This window comes from Mucilaginibacter lappiensis (assembly GCF_900155965.1).
Classification (GTDB): domain Bacteria; phylum Bacteroidota; class Bacteroidia; order Sphingobacteriales; family Sphingobacteriaceae; genus Mucilaginibacter; species Mucilaginibacter lappiensis.
The window spans coordinates 233,382-249,809 of record NZ_FTMG01000009.1 but is presented as its reverse complement, the minus strand read 5'-3'; the positions used below and the strand labels follow the sequence as shown (position 1 = coordinate 249,809).

Genomic DNA, 16,428 nt, shown 5'->3' with positions numbered 1-16,428 from the left:
ATACGCGGGCCATAAGTGTTGAATATCCGTACAATACGGGTTTCCAGTCCGTGAAAGGTATGATAAGCCATGGTAATGGCTTCCTGGAAACGTTTAGCTTCGTCATAAACGCCCCGTGGCCCAACTGGGTTTACATTGCCCCAATATTCTTCTGGCTGAGGGTTTACATTTGGATCGCCATAAACTTCTGAGGTGGAGGCGATCAGCATGCGGGAGCCTTTGGCACGGGCCAGTCCCAGTAGGTTATGCGTACCCAGCGAACCCACTTTTAGGGTTTGGATCGGAATCTTTAAATAATCAATCGGGCTTGCGGGCGAAGCAAAATGCAATATGTAATGCAGTTCGCCGGGAACATGTACAAACTTGGATACATCATGGTTGTAAAACTCAAAATTCTCCAGTTTAAACAAATGCTCAATATTTCGCAGGTCGCCGGTGATCAGGTTATCCATACCAATTACATGGTAGTCTTCTTTAATAAACCTGTCGCACAGGTGCGAGCCCAGAAAGCCGGCTGCTCCGGTTATTAATATCCGTTTACGATTTGACATATTTTGATTGTTCTCATCACCGTTTATCAAGAAAATCCTGATAAGCTAATTTTATACCTTCTTCAAGCTCAATTGTATGTTTCCAGCCTTTACTATGTAACTTAGAAACATCCATTAACTTTCGTGGAGTTCCGTCTGGCTTTGTCGTATCAAAGTTAATTTCACCATCGTAGCCAATTATATTTTTAATTAAAATTGCCAAATCCTTTATAGAGATATCCTCACCTGTTCCAATATTCACTAAACCTGGTTCATCATAATTTTGCATTAAATAATAGCAAGCTTCTGCTAAATCATCTGCAAATAAAAACTCCCTTTTAGGTGATCCGGTACCCCAAATAGTAACATTTGGTAGATTTTGCTGTTTTGCTTCATGAAAGCGGCGAATCAAAGCAGGTAATACGTGTGAGTTTTGTGGATGGTAGTTATCATTATAACCATACAAATTTGTAGGCATAACCGATATAAAATTACAATTATACTGATCACGATACGCATCGCACATTTTTATACCGGCAATTTTTGCTATAGCATATGGTTCATTCGTAGGTTCGAGTAAACCCGTTAACAGATATTCTTCTTTTAGAGGCTGAGGAGCCATTTTGGGATAAATGCAACTTGAACCCAAAAACAAAAGCTTCTTAACACTATTAACATATGATGAATGGATGATATTATTCTGTATCTGCAGATTCTCATATAAAAAATCGGCGCGATAGGTATTATTGGCAATAATACCACCAACCTTAGCAGCAGCTAAGAATACATAATCTGGTTTCTCCGCTGAAAAAAAATCAGTAACAGCTTTCTGATCACGAAGGTCCAGATCAGATGAGTTACGGGTTATAATATTTTCAAAGCCTTCTTTAGTCAATTTCCGATATATAGCAGACCCAACCATACCTTTATGGCCGGCTATATATATTTTAGAAGTTTTCTCCATTTTGTTTATTCAAACTGGTTTCTAATTGAGTAGCCCGAATCTTTCAATAATTTTTCTCTTCTAAAAAGATCTACATCGGCTGCAACCATTTCACGTACCAAATGCTGAAGATCATATTTTGGTTGCCATCCTAATTTGGTTTTTGATTTAGTAGGATCGCCTATTAAAAGATCAACCTCTGTAGGACGGAAATATTTCTCGTCAACAGAAACTACTTCTTTTCCAATTTCAATTTGAAAATCGGGATTAGAACAACTAACTACGTATCCTTTTTCAGCAGCACCCTCGCCTTTAAATTCAATTGCTATACCTACTTCAGCAAATGCAAGTCTTACAAATTCACGTACCCTGGTTGTTACGCCAGTAGCGATAACATAATCTTCTGGGGTCTCCTGTTGTAAAATCAAGTACATGGCTTCTACATAATCTTTAGCATGCCCCCAATCTCTTTGTGCATCAAGATTACCCAAGAACAACTTATCCTGCAATCCCATTGCTATTTTAGCTGTTGCCCTTGTTATTTTACGGGTAACAAATGTTTCGCCGCGTAAAGGACTTTCGTGATTAAACAAGATACCATTGCAAGCATAGATTCCATAGGCTTCTCTATAATTCACCGTTATCCAGTAAGCATACATTTTAGCTACGGCATAAGGAGAACGAGGATAAAAAGGGGTGGTTTCTGACTGTGGAACAGCCTGAACCAAACCATATAATTCAGACGTAGAAGCCTGGTAAATTTTAGTTTTCTTTTCCAGTCCTAAAATACGAATGGCCTCTAACAACCTTAAAGTTCCTATACCATCTGCATTGGCTGTATATTCTGGTGTATCAAAGCTAACTTTTACATGCGACATAGCGCCTAAGTTATATATTTCGTCAGGCTGTACCTGTTGAATAATGCGTATTAAGTTGGTGCTATCACTCAAATCACCATAATGTAATATTAACCTTTGGTCGTCATCATGTGGATCCTGGTATAAATGATCTATCCTGTCTGTATTAAATAAAGAACTTCGACGTTTAATTCCATGAACTTCATATCCTTTTGATAATAACAATTCAGTTAAATAAGCTCCGTCTTGACCGGTTATACCTGTAATGAGGGCAATTTTTTTCATAGTTTATATTGTAGTGACCTAAATTATTTGAGCTATAACAACATTTACAATGTAAAGTTTGTAATAATTTTGTTTTTGCTATATTTAGTAACAAAAACATTGCAAGATAACATTAAAATTGCTATTCAATTGAAATTTTTACAAAATCAATAAAACTGTCTACACTAAAATTTCCAGAATATTAAATATATAATACCCGTTTTTACAACTATAAACAATGTGCTTACTGAAAAAATAAAATAACAAAAAAATAACAATTGTATTCATTAAATTTAATGTTCTAAATAATATCTTTGCTAGAATTTATACCCCTAATTAAAATGAATAGACCCAGACTTATCATCATAGCGTTGCTATGCTTTTTTTCTTGTAGCAAGAATACTCAACAAACTGACCCAGCGTTAATACCAGACGTAAGTAAGCCTCTCAATTTAAACCTTACTGTGGATCAAAAAAACCCAGGCCAGGCTATCCCTAAAACATTTGAAGGATTAAGTTACGAAGTAGAAACTCTTACTCAAAATCCAGATTTCTTAAATGAACAAAATTCTGCAGTAGTCCAATTATTTAAAAATCTGGGGCCGGGCATATTACGCTTCGGAGGTAATACCAGCGATCGAATTCCATGGACAGGCAACTCACGTACCGTTAATAATGGTATGAACTCTCTAAATACAACAGATATCGACCGGATGGCAAAATTTACAAGCGCCATAGGATGGCCTGTTATATTTGGGCTAAATTTGGGAGCTAATGACCCTAAAAGTGCGGCAGAAGAAGCAAAATATATTGCAGCCACATTAAAAGGCAACCTTAATGCCTTACAGATGGGGAATGAGCCAGACTATTACATGTTTGATAAATTACGAAAATCTAATTATAGCTATGCAGATTTTATTGGAGAATGGAAAAGCTATTACTCGGCAATTAACTCAGTTGCCCCACGACTTCCGTTTGCGGGTCCTGATGTGGGGTATAATACAGGTTGGATAGAAGCTTTGGCCAATAATGAAAAGGGTATTCTCCGCCTAATTGATCAGCATTATTATCCTCACCGAGGTACAGACGCAGGTTTAGCTTACAACGATATTTTAGTAAAAGATAATGCTTTAGATAAATATTTTCAGACCCTTCATGACATCTCCAAGCGGGTTAATTTACCGTACCGTATCACTGAATGTAATAGTGCTTCTTATGGCGGTAAAGTTGGGGTGAGTGATGTATTTGCCTCTGCATTATGGGGGCTTGACTTTATGTGGCAGGCAGCCCAAAATAATTGTGCAGGCGTTAACTTTCATAGCGGTACTAATACAGACCAACACTACACCGCAATAACTATTGATAATGGTATACTAACTGCAAGGCCATTGTATTATGGTATGCTGGCTTTTAGATATGCAACTAACAGCAATGCCACCATTATTCCAACTAGTATGGATAATAACACCTATAACTGTAGTGCCTATGCTTGCGCACTGGCTAATGGTGATTACGCAATAACAATAATAAATAAAGAAGTATCTAAAAACTTTTCTATTAACGTACAGTTAAGTAAATCGGCTTCAACAATTTCAATTGCCAGATTAACCGCACCTCTGGTAATTTCGGCCACAGGCGTAAGATTCGCAAACAGTCAGGTTAATACCGATGGAACCTTCAAACCAAACATCAGTGAACAGTTTAGCATAAATAAAGATACCTTTACAATTAACATTCCTGCTTCAAGCGCAGCAGTAATTAAAGTACAAACAGCCTCTGGAACATCAGTACAATAAGTATTGGCCTTATAAATATTACGTACTATATAAGGCAATAATACTTGAATACAGATTATCTGATCATTATGAAATCGATTACCTTCCGAAGTAATTAATTGATTTCATAATGATCAGATTTCAATAAAGATGATTTATTGGCTACTGGGTTTAAGAGTGACTTATTAAGGCAAACTTAGTTAAGAATTCATTCATCACATTATCAATATTGAGGTATTTCAAAGCATATTCGCGTGACTTTTGTTTCTTTAATTCAAAGTCTGTGTCAAATTTCATTTCAACTATCGCTTTGCATAGTAATTCAGTGTTTTCAGGTTCAATAATGTACCCTAAATTATATTGATCAATTGTTTTATAAAGTGATGTGCCTTCAGGTGCCGTTACTAAACTTACCCCGCCAACGGCCAAAATCGTTGTAAGTTTTGATGGCATAACCAAATCACTTGCGTTTGATTTCTGCAAAATTAAATGCAGGTCGGCCATATTTAAAAATTCATTAAATACATCCATTTCCTGAACTGGCAGAAAAGATACGTTAATTAAACCTGCGCTATTGGCCATTTCAATTAGTTTTTCTTTATATGGGCCCGAACCGCAGATAACGAACTTTATTTTATCATTATTAATTAATTTTTCTGCTGCATACAAAATTGATTCCAGGCCTTGCTTTTCCCCTATAGCACCAGAATAAAGAAAAACCTTGTCATCGGCTTGAAAGCCCCATTTCGTTTTTAACTCTCCCCTATCTGTTATTGGGAAAAATCTGTTTGTATCAACCCAATTCGGAAAAAACTGAATCTCTCTTTGTGCTTTTTCAGTAATTTTTTTGATCATACCTTCCGAAATACTGCTTACAAAATCAGCCTTATCCAGAACTTTCTTTTCGATTTTATATAATCTTTCAAATAGTTTATTACTTGAAAGCATATTTAAATCCTGCGCGGCTTCAATTTGTAAGTCCTGAACATGATACAATAACTTTCCGCCAGTATACTTTCTGATCATTAAACCCAGATATGCCAGGTGAAAAGGTGGAGCTACTGTAATTATAAGATCAAACTTGTTTTTTTTTACAATCAATTTCGCAATAGTCCAAAACATAGAACTCCAAAATGACAAATCCTGAATCATCCTTTTTAATCCTGTTGGATTAGAAGGGACGTAAGAAGGACAACGATAAACCGTCATTAAAGATGCATTCTGATTATAATTAACAAGTTCCTTTTTATACCATCTGTTCTTGTATGGACTCTGAACTTTCCAATAAGGATAATAAGGATAGGTTGTTACCACAGTACAATCAAAACCACTTCGGGCTAGCCAGTCCATCATTTCTCCATTATATTTTCCGATACCCGTAGGTTCCGGAGAAAAATTATGACTGATAAGTAAGATCTTCTTTTTGTTAAACTGCTCTTTAAAATCCACTAACTCGTTAGTTTAATCTATATGATAATAACCAATTAACCTTTTAACAATTTGCCTGCTAAAGAGTTAAATATCTTTCGTTTTATTTATTATTAACAGCAAAGCCGCTGTATACATTAAAATTAAAGCTTTTAGGCGCTGATATAATGTCTTCGCCCTGTTGATTTATAATAGTAGTGCCCCCCCTTACTACTTTAAAAATCTGCTGGCCCACCTGAAATGGTATTCTGGTATTATTGATTCCGATACCCAGGTCGTAGCTTGTAACAACCCCGCCTGAGCTAACAACAAGCGTTGCCGGCGACCGTAAAAAAGATGTAATGTATATTATATCGTCAACTTTCCCTATACGGCTATGTACCAATCCTTTTGGATCAGCCGGGGTAGCATTTTTTGATTGTGTGCGATAGAAGTAAAAAATTTCATCTTTATTAATTGCTGGCTTTACTCCACTTTTATACCATTGGATATAGTATTTACTCAATTCTGCAAAACCTTTATGAGATTTATAGAATCCCTTTTCAGGGTGTAATTGCTTTAATGGGTATACATAATCATCAATATTATCTATAGGTGAAAAGTAAGTCCCCTCTGTCCAATCGTTCCATGTTGATAACTCTACCCAATCGGGCTTTTGGGATTTAATAATGGATTCCCATTGCGAAATTATTCCCTCGCCGCCATTATATTCATAATAACGCCTACCAGCAGTAGGCTGCCTATCACCCCAGTACTGAGGGGATACAAACGACATAAATGTCATTTTATTTTGATGTAATACTGTAGCACTTGCTTCGGCAGCATCCAGATTAGATCCTTTAATATTTTTGAATGGTAAACCAACTGCACCAAAATAGAAATATCCATCTATATAACCTTTCCAATATGCATTATAATTTTGCACAATGGTTCCATAATCAGGAATTTCTGTTGCATAAGACCCTACTTTGTTATAAAGAAATGGCACAAAATAGACGTTATATCCTTTCTGCCTTAAATCTATAATTACACTCTTAAAAAAGTCGCCTCCTCCCCATGCTGATAAAAATGGTCGGTTGTTATACTTATAATAATTTTGATTACCGGTATAAGTTTGAACCATATCCTTAACCTGGTCGCTGGTAATACCACAGCATTTATCAACAGAGAAAAATAAATTAAAGTTAGTCCCTAGTTCATTTGCTGCCTGAAATAACTTTGATACATGTAGTTTGTAAGTGGCGTCCCAACTTCCACAATTAAGGGCAAATCCATCAATTCCTAAGTTTTGAGCATCCTGAATATCTTTTTTATACCCAGCAACACTGCCATTATCATATGATGTAAAACAAACCATGTAATGCGCAAAAACCTTTTTTTGAGCCTGTCCAAACGAAATACTGATAAAAATCATGTTTATCAGCAAAAATAAAAGAAGCTTTTTCATTGTAATTTTATTTAAATTTTAACAATTATCAAATTGATTCGGTTAATTGGAGTAAATGTCATTACTGGCATTTATTAAAATTAAGTCAGAGGCAGGCAACAAATAAAACTTAGTTATATACAGTTTAGTACACTATAATTTAAACTTTCTGGCGCGAACAAATATAGCCGGGTTTCCGGAATATATTCCAAATTCTTCCAACTCCTTATTAGCAACAGAACTTACAGTTAAAATAGAATGAGATTTGCACCTTACGCCAGGACATACAACGGACCGGGCACCTATCCACACTCCATTTTCAATATGTATTTTTCCCAAACGATAAGGAAAAGCATCTACTGTATAATCATGATTCCCTGTTAATAGCATTGCTCCCTGAGATATGGATACATTATTTCCAATATCAACATCCTCCAGATTATCAATCCAAACAGATTCTCCAATCCAGCAATTGTCGCCAATTGAAAGTCGCCAGGGGTTTTTAATCCTTACTTTGGGCTTTATAACCAACCCTTTGCCAATTCTTGCACCAAAAAGGCGCAATAGGGAAACTTTTATACCGTATGGCCATGGAAACGAGCTATTAAGAAGGTAATAGTTAAAGAAATACCAAATCAGCACTTTCATTTTTCCAGCACCTACTTTATAATCACCTATATCAAATTTTGAAAGATCGGTTTCCATTCTTTTTTAATAATATAACTACTAATTGGTCATGAAATTCAGACAGCTTTAACAACTTTTAATATGTTCTCTGTAAATTTTGCTTCCGTGAATTTAGAAGAGGTATATTCCATATTATGCTTCGAAAACTTGTTCACATAAAAACCCAGGTTTTTATTTATATTTTCTAAAACCTCCTGGATTTGCCCCGGAGACTTCCCATCAATTAAAAAGCCATTTAATTCGGTTATAATATCAGGAATGCCTGCATGTTGAGTAGTTAAAATTATATTTCCGGTAGCCATACCTTCTAATAAAGAAATTGGCTGTCCTTCCATTTTATAGTAGGTAGGTAATACAAAAACGTTTGCGTCCAATAATCTTTCTTTTTTTGTTAAACCCGTAATTATTCCTGCATACTCTATTTTATCTCTTAACTTACTCATTTTAGCTGTTACTTCTTCACTGATTTCGGTCTCAATAACGCCTGCTAATACTACTTTGAAGTCTATGGCTTGTTTATCCAAAACCAACAATGCGTCCAAAAGATCAATTATTCCTTTTTCCCGCATCAAGTTACTCAAATAAATTATTCTGATTTTATCCGTATTCTTTTCGTGTTGACTTAATCCAAGCAAATTATCACTTACAAAGTTTTCTACAATGTGTAGTTTTTCATCAGGCAATAAACCGGTAAAGTTTTTTAATAAAGACTTTGATAAAACTATACCGGCTGCGGCATGAGATATTAAATAATGAAATATTTTACGCTTTATACCGGTAAGCCTTTTATATTCTGCACCTAAGTAATTACCATGTAAGTGTATTATATAGGGCTTGCGAAACAAGATGGCCATAAAAATAAATGGTGCATATTTAGCTATCCCGAAAAAGGTTTGCCCGGGAGTAAGGTAAATCACATCAGATGCTATTACTTTTCCTGTCTTTAAATAGGTGTGTATAAAACTAAAAGCTTTTCTGATAGAAAACTTAGTTCCTTGATTTGAAGATATAGACTTAGTGCTGGTGTCAATGATCTTTGTTTCAAGATTCTCCTTTTTGAAGTTTCTCAATAAGATTTCATTTGCGTATGAACATCCATTTATAGGTAAAGGAAAAGGGCCGATAATTAAAACTTTCATTAAATTTTTATTTATTTATCGTATTTTATCGTGTTACACTTATGCAAGAAGCCTGGTAAAAATATCATAAACATAATTCGCATTATAATCTGAAGAAATCAAAGGAACAAGCTTTTGTGAATGCTTTTTAATGTCAATTCTTTTATTTTCATTAGATAATAGCGATACCATTGCATTTTTAAATTCCTGGACATCACCAGATTTACACAATAAGCCCAAATCGGGATGGGTAATTAACTCCTTGGCGGCACCTACCGCATTACTACTTATGATAGGTACATTGGCAGCTATTGCTTCATTGATAACTACCGCCCAGCCATCATATCTACTGGCAAAAGCAAAAATATCAGCAATTCCAAAAAAACAGGGAATATGATCTGGGCTTTGAAAGCCTGCAAAAATTATACGATGGTCATCAGCACAAAGATCCTTTAGCTTTTGCTCATCGGGACCACCACCAATAATTATTAACCTAAGATCTGGGTCATCAATTTCCTTTACGGCATTTATAAGCACATCCATTCCCTTTCGTTCAATTAAAGATCCCGATGATAGAATAATCTTTTCATTGGCACTTTTATATTTTGATTTAAACTCCTCCAGCTTTATTGAATTTAACTGCAAAAAGAGCTTTGAATCAATGTTATAGGGTATTATAAATTTAGGAAGTTTTACGCCAAAATTTTCAAAACTAACAGCAGCCTGTTTACTAACACAAAAAATAGCATTACAATTAAATTGCAGAATTCGCAGAAGCAACCATTTTATGGCATATTTGACTTTATTTCTTACTTCAAATAATGGCTCAGAAAAGTAAGCTATCTTTTTCCTTTTAATTTTATTAAAAGTTAGTGCAATAGCTGCATTAGGTATCCAATAGCTGCCTCCAATTATAAAATAATCACTTTTATCATTCCATGCCAGCTTAAATATTTGCCAACTGAAATGAAAATCGATCACTTTTTTTTGAATTATTTTAGCAATAAAGTTATTATTAAGTACAACCGTCCTATACTCTACATTTAAATCAAATTTCCATTCCCGATTGTTTTCGGTATTTGAATAGTATATTACCGTTAAATCAAATAACTTGCTAAGCTCATTAAAAAAAGATAGCTGGTAAGGCGTTGGAATATTTGTGTAAAAAGAAAGAGAGGGTTTGGAAGCCATACTTTAACAATTAACCTATTTTACTTTATGCTTAGTAACAAATGGCTTTTCTGTAATGAGATGTAGTATCCATGCAAATGGTAATGCTACGATAACACCACAGATAACATAAAATGAGTGCATGGGTAAAGTTCCACCGGAAGTATGCATTACATAACCCGAAAATAAACAAATTAAGGGTAGGTGAACAACATACAAAGTATACGAAAAGCCACCTAACTTATGGAGTTTAGCCAGGTAGCTAAACTTATTAGTGGTAAGTACAAAATATAAAAAAACTACAATACCAATAGCCAATGCAATATCTTTACCTATGCTATTATAATATCTTAAACAGGAAACTGCTAAAATTACACCTAAGTACCCTATCGGCGCCTTAATATTAATCGATTTATACATTAAGAAATCAGCTAACAACACCCCCATATACCATGCGATGAAATAATTAATTACCATTTTTAATAAAAGCACATTTACTCCATACTCCACATTCAAAACCCAAATGAGTAAAACGAATAAAGATGTTGCCACTTTGTGTTTACGAAACAGCCATCCAATAGGTATATAAAGTATATAAAACCACCATTCATACATCAACGACCACAAAGCACCATTTGTGCCCCATACCGGCGTGTAAACTGTTTGTACGAATAATAGATTTCCCAGCAACGAGTTCCAATTTAAAACAGGATGTATATTTTCATTTATAGACGAGTACTGCGTATGTGAAAAATAAACAGGCAAGTTTTGAAATAAACCTATTCTATCAAAAAGATAGGTAAAAATAATAGCCGCAATCAGGGGGGGATAAATCCTCCTAAATCTCCGTAGCAAATAATCGCCAATCTCAAACTTTCCGCTTTTATCTACTCTTTTTGATACACTCCAATGAATTACAAATCCGGAAAGAACAAAAAAGAAAAGAACAGCCTGATGGCCAAATTGAAATAAGGAAAAAAAATACATTGCAATCTTATCTACAAGATTATAAGCGCCGGGATGCAATTTGTAGCCCTCGTGATAACCTTCCCACAATAACCAGCGAGCGTGTCCAACTAATACATAAATAGATGCTAACCCTCTGAGTGCGTCAAGAATATTTAAATTCTTGCTAACTATCTTATTTTCCATATTTATACACCCATATAAACTGCACTTTCAATTTATCAAATTGACTTTATGACAACAATAACATTTCTTCAGCAAAATTTGCTAAATTAAATTGCTCAACTCGTTTTAAACAATTGCCTGACATATAATTAAGTAGATCTGGATTTTCTATTAAATTTATTAATGCCGTTGATAACGCTTTTGCTGAACAATCGTTTAATAATATACCGTTAACGGTATCCAACACTACATCACCGCAAAATTTACTCGCAATAACAGGTACCCCCCATGCCATGGCTTCCAATTGCGTTAACCCAAAACCATCAGATAAAGTGGGAAATAAAAACACATCTGAACTTTGGTAATATGCATCTGTTTCATTTCGCGGAGCAACACCCTTATATTGAACATTTTTTAAACTTAATAAACCAGGATCGAGCTCATTAGGCCCCACTAATATAAACTCAACAGGATAATCAAGTAATTCGCGGGCAGTTTCTAATACAATATGGATTCCTTTTCTAAGCGTTAACGTTCCTAAGAAAAGGCATCTTAACGGCCGCTCTGCAGTAAAACTTTTGGGGTAACTTTTCTTAAAATCTTTGTGCTTTTGTTTTATTTCAAATGGTAATGGAATAATTTTAATTTTCTCTTGCTCCACACCCTGTTCCATTAAACCTATTTTGCTCCATTCAGAATTAACCATGATAACTTCTGCCAAATCACACTCTTCCCTCCACTCTTTCCAATAAGTTTCTGATGATCTTTTCCAATTTGTTGTATAAACACTACCATACTGTTCAACAATATCAGCTACTATTTCCTCTTCTTTGTAACCGGGGTCTATTTGAAACAAGATGGTTTTGCGACTTTGTTCTTTTGCCACTCTTAAAATATACAGTGAGGTGTAACTGATACTTAAAACGGCAGAATCTGGTACCTGTTTTTTAAACAGGGCTAACGCTAATTGCTGAAATTTTATATTTCTTTCCAGAATACGGCTCCAATCATTTTTAAATTTAAGCCTCAAGGAAAGCTCAACAAATAAAAACCGCCAACTAAAGGAACGGACTAGCGAAGATGATATTTCAGCTGAATACCTATCGGCAAATGACTTAATTATTCTTACCGGAATTTTAGAGAGAATATTCCTTACCAATTTAGACGAAACCCACGTATCTGTTATCAGACACTCTAATTTATTTTTTGCTGCCAATGATTTGGGAAGAAGGTAGTGAGCTCTGGCACCTATATGGATACAAACTATTTTATTTGTCATGCCGCAGCTTTATTTAAGTAAAACTCTTTGCGAAGTTCTTTTACAACAAATTTCTTGTACCCTCTAACAAACAGTATCATTGCCCAGTAACTTAGAAATATAAGAAGCACATCACCAGCTAAGTCACCGCTTCTGAAAAGCGGAATCATAGCAGCGAGCATAATTCCTACAAGAATGCCCCATAGAGATGATGCAAAACTTCGGAAATAGCTATAAAGTCTGGCTAACCACCATGCCCATATTACACTAAAAATGATTACCCCAATTACGCCCATTTCAGCGTAAAAAACCCCCCATACAGTTGGGGAAAAACCAATAGTAGTCATGGATGTACCATATTTGGCTGAATAGTTCTGGAACCACCCGGCCAAGGGTTTATCCTTCCATAGCCATCGGGGTATAGGGCGCAAAACCACATCCAAGTGCTCCTTCCCATAGTCATAGTCAAGATAATCAGGATAAATCTGATACATCATCATAAAGCCGTCAATAAAATTGATGTCATCTGCAATAAGCATACGCTGAAAACTATCAGAAACAAGCTCCTTGAATGACATTTCATCAATTTTTTTATTGCGAAGTACCCCGGCAGACGAAAACACAATTAGTGTAAGTACTATACCTATAAGTAAAAAGGTTACCTTTCTGGACGATTTTACGTCCCTCGTCAGATAATAAGCAATAGGAATCATCCAGCCTAAAAATTGAAACCGCAACCTTGGACTATAACTGATATAGGCCATTGCTATAAATAGCACATAAAAAAATATTTTAGTTGCCCTGTTTTTACTTTTCGTAAAAATAGTTATCAAAAACAGGAGTATGATGAATGAGTTATTACCCACCTTGGCTAAAAAAACAAAATTATCGCTTATTGATTTTCCTAAGGTGAGTTGAAAAATACTAAATACAATTAAACCGACAACTATATAAGACTTTTTTGAAAGTGTGTATTTGCCTAAATAATAGTCAGAATCATTCAATAAACGTTTAGGTGGACGATAAAAAAATATAAAGCAGTACATCATAATTGTTGTACCCAACGCTATCAGGTCGCTTACGGCATACGCTATCTCATAATTAAATTTCAGAGAAATACCGTAATCAAAATTTACCCAATGCCCATATCCAAGCTGAAGAGATATTAACCTATACTCCACCATTATATTGAATAAGGCTAGGAAAAAAGGTATCTCACACTTCTTTTTATGCAAAAATCGAATTGCAACAATAAAATTAGTTATTACTATAAAATATACTAATATTCTATCCATGATAGCCCTTTACTTAACTCATTTATTCTTATAGAAATGGAATTATATTATTGCTTTTAGTTTTTTTTCAGGGAAAGTATTTCGGGCAGATAATAAAGCCCTTTTCGTATTTTAAACCACAACTTCCACCAAATGAATTGCTTATTCCACGGAACGTCTGGCTCCATCACAATTCCAAACTCACTTCTAAGCTTAACCCATTCATCCCAACCCGTACTCATATTAATAGTTGATGATTTTGCTTCTTCATGTAACCTAAAGCAGCCCAGCACTTGTTTAATATGAACAAATTTATTTGTTCTGCTTGCTATATCGAAGAAAAGCGCTCCATCCATAACGTACCTAAATTCTTTTTTGATTTTAATATGATCAAAAAGACTTCTTGAAAAAAAACAGGCTTGATTGGTAATATTCCAACCTGAGAACTTTATTTCATTAAAGGAGAAAGGAGCATAACGATGTAGATTTAATGGCTTACTATTCTGATCGATTGTAAGCATGTTTCCAAAATAAACATCGTTGCCTGGTTTTTTATTATAGGTTGCAGCAAAATGATAAAAGGCATTAGCTGAGTAAATATCATCAGAGTTTTGCCATCCCAAAAATTCACCCGTAACCTTCTTTATTCCTTTATTTATAGCGTCACTCTGGCCACCGTCTTTTTCGCTTACCCAGTAATAGATCCAGGGTTCATATTTTTTAATAACATCGACGGTATCATCAGTGCTACCTCCGTCGATAATAATAATTTCAAAATTCGGGTAGTTTTGTAAAATTATAGAACGCAGGGTTTCCTCTAAAAACTTACCTTGATTATAACTTGGTACAATCACCGAAATTTTAGGATATTTCCAATTACTCTTATAAAGAGAATAATCAGATTCGATAGTCCATGGCCAATTCGGCTTTTGGTCTGTCTCCGGTAAAACGCTTATTAGTCCCTTTTCAAGAATCATACTTATCAACAAACTTATCTACTTCAAAAAACATTTGCTCAACGTCTGATAATTTCTCCTCACTCCAATCCCACCATTTTATCTTTAACAACTTATCTATTATTTGAGATTCAAACCGATATTTAATGATTTTTATCGGGATCCCAACGGCTATGGCATAAGGAGGAATGTTTTTACTCACAATTGCCCCTGCTCCAATTACCGCCCCATCACCAATTTCAACACCATCTAAAATAATTACATTAGCCCCTATAAATACGTCGTTCCCGATAGTTATCGGTTTTCGTTCAACTATTTTATTTTCCTTACTCAAGGTAATGCCGTTTTGCCTTCCGGTAGAATAAAACATAGGGGCAGTTGAGATTCCTTGTGTTTCGTGTATTCCCCACCCGCTAAATACATTCGGGCCAATAGAGCAAAACTTTCCAATAGTTGTGAAAGACATTTTGGAATTTTCTGAAACGTAAGTATAGTCGCCAATATTTACATTCCATAGCTGATACCTGGGTGCAATTTTAACATGCTTACCTACATTTACTTTTTTATATATACTAAGAAAGCGGTTGTATATATTTTTAAAAAAAAAGACAACCTGCTTTAATTTACTTAATAGCATCTTTAATTTTTTTCAGGTGATCAAAAATTCCCATTTTCATTGTAGTATTTATAAGAAATCGTTTAAGCGTGGCCTCCTTTTTTGCGTAAAATTTGTCGATGCGCTTTCGGTTGTATAAGTTTTCGGCAATGGGTTGCTTGATTACCTGTACATTAGCAGCAAGTTCGGTATTGAACCCTTCGTCAACGCCACAATTTTCGCCAGAACCATCAAAACCATCATTTGCCACCAATGAGTTGGCCGGAAATAAAGAAAATCCTCCAGCACTCAGCCATGATGCATACCACCTTACTGCCCATGAATAAAGTTTGCCGCTTTTATTATCGGTTAGTTGTACATAGTAATTTGCATTACCATAAATATCAAAACTCTTGATACTTTCTTTCGATTTAAAAGTGTTTAAATGAGTATCTATATCATGATTATAATGTTTCCACGCTCTTTGCCATGTGCCCCAGCCCCAACACGAAAGAATATTTAAAAAAAAAGTTTGTTCTGTTTTATCCAACGCTGTAGCTGGATAAATGTATCCGCTTATGTGCATTACCTCCTTATCGTGCTCATATAAATTTAACGCATCATTCATGTATTGCAAAAAGCCATTTGAGGTAATCAGATCATCTTCTAAAACTATCACTTTGCCATGCTTATTGACTACCTCTGTAACCCCCTTTACTATGGAGTTTGCCAAACCATTATTTACATCTGATTCAATAATAATTACTTCTTTACACCAATCCGCCGATCGTATAATTCGCCTGGTCTCCTCAATTTGTTCAATTTGACTTTCCGTTGCATTTTCTTTTGGTCCATCAGCATAAATATATAATCTGCTTTCATTGGCCAAATAGTTTTTTGACAAGGCTTCAAGCGTCTTTTGCGTATGCAACGGCCTATTAAATACAAATAATACTATTGGGATTAAATCCATGACAACTGTATCTTTAAAATTGACTTTTCCTCTTCGGCTATAT

15 protein-coding genes are annotated in these 16,428 nt (G+C 35.0%); 1 reads left to right on the top strand and 14 read right to left on the bottom strand.

The window, feature by feature from the left end; genetic code table 11:
* From BW976_RS17980 to gmd, 3 genes are all read right to left on the bottom strand, one after another.
* Window positions 1-551 (bottom strand): GDP-mannose 4,6-dehydratase (locus BW976_RS17980; RefSeq protein WP_139332333.1); only part of this gene is annotated, 551 nt, incomplete at its 3' end.
* A gap of 16 nt (window positions 552-567) precedes the next feature.
* Complete coding sequence (gene fcl / locus BW976_RS17975) at window positions 568-1,494, bottom strand: GDP-L-fucose synthase (protein ID WP_076374950.1); 927 nt, start codon at window positions 1,492-1,494, stop codon at window positions 568-570.
* Between the two features lie 5 nt (window positions 1,495-1,499).
* Window positions 1,500-2,615, bottom strand: coding sequence for a GDP-mannose 4,6-dehydratase (gene gmd / locus BW976_RS17970; RefSeq protein WP_076374948.1), 1,116 nt, complete (start codon window positions 2,613-2,615; stop codon window positions 1,500-1,502).
* A 443-nt stretch (window positions 2,616-3,058) separates the two neighbouring features.
* On the opposite strand from gmd, the gene BW976_RS17965 reads away from it, so the two are divergent.
* Window positions 3,059-4,390, top strand: coding sequence for a glycosyl hydrolase family 79 C-terminal domain-containing protein (locus BW976_RS17965; protein WP_076374946.1), 1,332 nt, complete (start codon window positions 3,059-3,061; stop codon window positions 4,388-4,390).
* Between the two features lie 150 nt (window positions 4,391-4,540).
* On the opposite strand, the gene BW976_RS17960 is transcribed toward BW976_RS17965, so the two are convergent.
* The 11 genes from BW976_RS17960 to BW976_RS17910 all read right to left on the bottom strand — a co-directional run bounded on the left by BW976_RS17960 (window position 4,541) and on the right by BW976_RS17910 (window position 16,385).
* Window positions 4,541-5,818 carry a WcaI family glycosyltransferase gene (locus tag BW976_RS17960; RefSeq protein WP_076374944.1) on the bottom strand — a complete coding sequence of 426 codons (1,278 nt, stop codon included), beginning with the start codon at window positions 5,816-5,818 and terminating at the stop codon, window positions 4,541-4,543.
* A gap of 82 nt (window positions 5,819-5,900) precedes the next feature.
* The gene (locus BW976_RS17955) at window positions 5,901-7,244 is read right to left on the bottom strand and encodes an endo-1,3-alpha-glucanase family glycosylhydrolase (RefSeq protein ID WP_076374942.1); all 1,344 of its coding nucleotides are present in this window, start codon (window positions 7,242-7,244) and stop codon (window positions 5,901-5,903) included.
* 132 nt (window positions 7,245-7,376) lie between these two features.
* Window positions 7,377-7,928, bottom strand: a complete 552-nt coding sequence (locus BW976_RS17950) for a WcaF family extracellular polysaccharide biosynthesis acetyltransferase (protein ID WP_076374940.1) — start codon at window positions 7,926-7,928, stop codon at window positions 7,377-7,379.
* A gap of 38 nt (window positions 7,929-7,966) precedes the next feature.
* The gene (locus BW976_RS17945) at window positions 7,967-9,049 is read right to left on the bottom strand and encodes a glycosyltransferase family 4 protein (RefSeq protein ID WP_076374938.1); all 1,083 of its coding nucleotides are present in this window, start codon (window positions 9,047-9,049) and stop codon (window positions 7,967-7,969) included.
* A 39-nt stretch (window positions 9,050-9,088) separates the two neighbouring features.
* A complete protein-coding gene (locus BW976_RS17940) occupies window positions 9,089-10,219 on the bottom strand; it encodes a glycosyltransferase family 4 protein (protein WP_076374936.1) in 1,131 nt (376 codons plus the stop codon).
* A gap of 15 nt (window positions 10,220-10,234) precedes the next feature.
* Complete coding sequence (locus BW976_RS17935) at window positions 10,235-11,350, bottom strand: acyltransferase family protein (RefSeq protein ID WP_076374934.1); 1,116 nt, start codon at window positions 11,348-11,350, stop codon at window positions 10,235-10,237.
* Window positions 11,351-11,396: 46 nt separating this feature from the next.
* Window positions 11,397-12,608, bottom strand: a complete 1,212-nt coding sequence (locus BW976_RS17930) for a glycosyltransferase family 4 protein (protein WP_076374932.1) — start codon at window positions 12,606-12,608, stop codon at window positions 11,397-11,399.
* Window positions 12,605-13,882 carry a hypothetical protein gene (locus tag BW976_RS17925; RefSeq protein ID WP_217696272.1) on the bottom strand — a complete coding sequence of 426 codons (1,278 nt, stop codon included), beginning with the start codon at window positions 13,880-13,882 and terminating at the stop codon, window positions 12,605-12,607. Before BW976_RS17925 ends, BW976_RS17930 begins: the two co-directional genes overlap by 4 nt.
* Before the next feature lie 56 nt (window positions 13,883-13,938).
* The gene (locus BW976_RS17920; protein WP_076374930.1) at window positions 13,939-14,838 is read right to left on the bottom strand and encodes a glycosyltransferase family 2 protein; all 900 of its coding nucleotides are present in this window, start codon (window positions 14,836-14,838) and stop codon (window positions 13,939-13,941) included.
* A complete protein-coding gene (locus tag BW976_RS29815; RefSeq protein WP_084192252.1) occupies window positions 14,828-15,454 on the bottom strand; it encodes a CatB-related O-acetyltransferase in 627 nt (208 codons plus the stop codon). The genes BW976_RS17920 and BW976_RS29815 overlap by 11 nt, the downstream gene beginning before the upstream one ends.
* Entirely contained in the window at window positions 15,441-16,385 is a 945-nt protein-coding gene (locus BW976_RS17910; protein WP_076374928.1) for a glycosyltransferase, read from the bottom strand. The genes BW976_RS29815 and BW976_RS17910 overlap by 14 nt, the downstream gene beginning before the upstream one ends.
* Window positions 16,386-16,428: the final 43 nt, after the last annotated feature.